Below are 2,317 nucleotides of genomic sequence, written 5' to 3'. Positions count from 1 at the left end.
CCCCCATCCCTATTTCATAGGCCTTCCCCCTTTTCTACGGCTTCGCAGAAGAAAAGGGGGAAGGGTAAGAAACTCCTCCCATTTTCTACACGAAGTTGTTGAAAAGGGGGAGGACCTGCCACGAAGTGGCTGAGGTGGGGGTTCCAGATGGTTGTACTTATAGTAAGGTCAGGTGGGAGTTGCTTCGGCACAATCATCCTCGCATGACACCGTTAGCAAAGCCCTAAATCCGGAATCTAGCTTCTTGCCTCTTGCTTCTTGCTTCAATCCCAAAGCCCCTTCCTGATACTACCCATTCTTCTTATCATCGCCAATTTTGACGACGAAGAGAGGGGCGTCTGGTGAGGTGGCTCGGGCTTTTTTGGCAGCTTCTATGGCGTCCTTACCGATATAGTATTCGGCTGTGCTGACGTCGATTGCTAGCCACTTGCCGCGGTCTTGAGGGGTTAGCTTCGGCTTTACCTGTTTGTCATAAATATCCAGCCCTAGCTGGCCGATTTGTTCTGAACTAAGTGTGTTGGTATCGGTCAAAGTTCTCTCCGGAATTGCAGCGCTGAGATTACCGTTGCCTGGTCGGCATAATCAAGGTCGCCGCCGACCGGCATTCCATAAGCAATACGTGAAATCCGTGGACCAAACGGTTTTAATAGGCGGGCCAGATAAAGAGCCGTCGTATCGCCTTCCACTGTCGGGTTGGTTGCCATAATAACTTCAGTCACACCCTGATCAGATACGCGCTCAATCAGATGATCAATGTGAAGCTGTTCCGGTCCGATACCTTCCATCGGCGAAATTAGCCCATGAAGCACATGATACAAACCGCGGAATTCCCCTGTTCGTTCCATAGCTGCGACATCGCGAGGTCCTGCTACCACGGCGATAACCGTAGTATCCCTGCGTGGGTCACGACACATTTCGCAAAGGGGCTCCTCCGTGAGGTTAAAGCAGTTCTCGCAAAAACAAACGCGCTTGCGAGCTTCAGTAATTGAATTCGCCAACCGTTGAGTTTCTTCTATTGGAAGCCTTAAAATGTGAAACGCTAACCGTTGCGCTGATTTTGGTCCCACGCCCGGCAGTCGTTCCAATTCCCCGATAAGCTGAGAAAGTGTTTTACCGTAAACCATCTTATTACATCGGCATATTGAGGCCAGGGATATTCGGCATGTTGCCGGTTATCTCTTCGACCTTTTTTTGGCGCAGTTTAGCGGCTTGCTCCTGGCCGTCTCGCATGGCGCTAACCACTAAGTCCTGAAGCATCTCCACATCGTCTGGATCGACGACTTGCGGGTCGATTTTAATCTCCAGCACCGAGCCGACACCGTTAAAGGTTGCCTTAACCATGCCGCCGCCGGCGCTTGTTTCAAAACGCTCCGCCGCCAATTTCTCTTCCATCTCTTGAGCCTGGCGCGCCGCGTCTTGAACCTGCTGCATCAACTGATTTATGTTACCCATCCCAGGCATTTTCGGCATCTTCATTAGGTTAAATCCTCCAACTTATATTCAATACGTAATTCGTTAACTCAAGCCCATCTGGCGTAAATAGTTATAGCTGATTGCCAGCGACTCGAACGGGTCTCGATCGTAAGTATTATCTTGTTCGATCAGGGCATACTCCACGCCGCCCCCGATGCTAGCCTGAATAATCTCAGCCCACTCGAGGTTGCCTTCGCCGATATCTTTATAACGCGTTTCACCGTCGGCGGTCACTCCGAAATCTTTATAGTGAATGAGCGGTTCGCGACCGGCGCAACGCTTAACCCAACTGACCGGATTGCCGCCCCCTGCTTGAATCCAGTACAAATCGAGTTCCGCATTCAGCATCTTGGGATCGGAGAGGTCATAGAGCAGCTCAAGGTAAGTTTTCTTGCCATCGAGTCGGGCTAGCTCGTGATTGTGGTTGTGATAAGAGAAATCAAGTCCTGCCGCATTGAGTTTTTCCCAAACCGCAGGAAGCTCGCTTAGGAACTGCTTTAGCCCCTCAGGACTATTATATTTACCCCAAAGCCCGCCTATGGCCGTGTGCTTGCAGTTGTACATTTTGTGGATTTCAATCAGGCCTTCGGTATCGTTCAGGAAATCCGTCCAATCAAAGTGCGTCGCCGCAACGGTTAGTCCGCTGTCGGCAAGCAACTTGGCGACTTCTTTCTTATCCACTTGGCCAAATCCAGAAATTTGAACGGCCGTATAGCCGATCTTCTTCACTTTCGCCAACTACTCCTTAATCCCATCGAGTGTCTGGCAAAATTTCGAACAAGTATATAATTGCGCTCCCAACACAGGCTTATTCATGATTATCTCCTATTGCGTGTTTCCGAAT

The 2,317-nt window shown here is 50.2% G+C and carries 4 protein-coding genes; all 4 read right to left on the bottom strand.

The genetic code is table 11. From position 1 onward, the window contains the following. Positions 1–288: 288 nt before the first annotated feature. From WCO51_12540 to WCO51_12525, 4 genes are read right to left on the bottom strand one after another with little or no spacing between them, the layout of a single operon-like run. Positions 289–531, bottom strand: coding sequence for a hypothetical protein (locus tag WCO51_12540; GenBank protein ID MEI6514080.1), 243 nt, complete (start codon positions 529–531; stop codon positions 289–291). After that, positions 528–1,124 (bottom strand): recombination mediator RecR, encoded by a 597-nt coding sequence (gene recR, locus WCO51_12535; protein ID MEI6514079.1) that lies wholly within the window; start codon positions 1,122–1,124, stop codon positions 528–530. Before recR ends, WCO51_12540 begins: the two co-directional genes overlap by 4 nt. A gap of 4 nt (positions 1,125–1,128) precedes the next feature. Next, positions 1,129–1,476, bottom strand: coding sequence for a YbaB/EbfC family nucleoid-associated protein (locus WCO51_12530; GenBank protein MEI6514078.1), 348 nt, complete (start codon positions 1,474–1,476; stop codon positions 1,129–1,131). 39 nt (positions 1,477–1,515) lie between these two features. Further along, complete coding sequence (locus tag WCO51_12525; GenBank protein ID MEI6514077.1) at positions 1,516–2,202, bottom strand: sugar phosphate isomerase/epimerase; 687 nt, start codon at positions 2,200–2,202, stop codon at positions 1,516–1,518. Positions 2,203–2,317: the final 115 nt, after the last annotated feature.

It is taken from the genome of bacterium (assembly GCA_037131655.1).
Classification (GTDB): domain Bacteria; phylum Armatimonadota; class Fimbriimonadia; order Fimbriimonadales; family JBAXQP01; genus JBAXQP01.
Note: the sequence above shows the minus strand (reverse complement) of the source record. Positions and strands in the feature narration are given on the sequence as shown.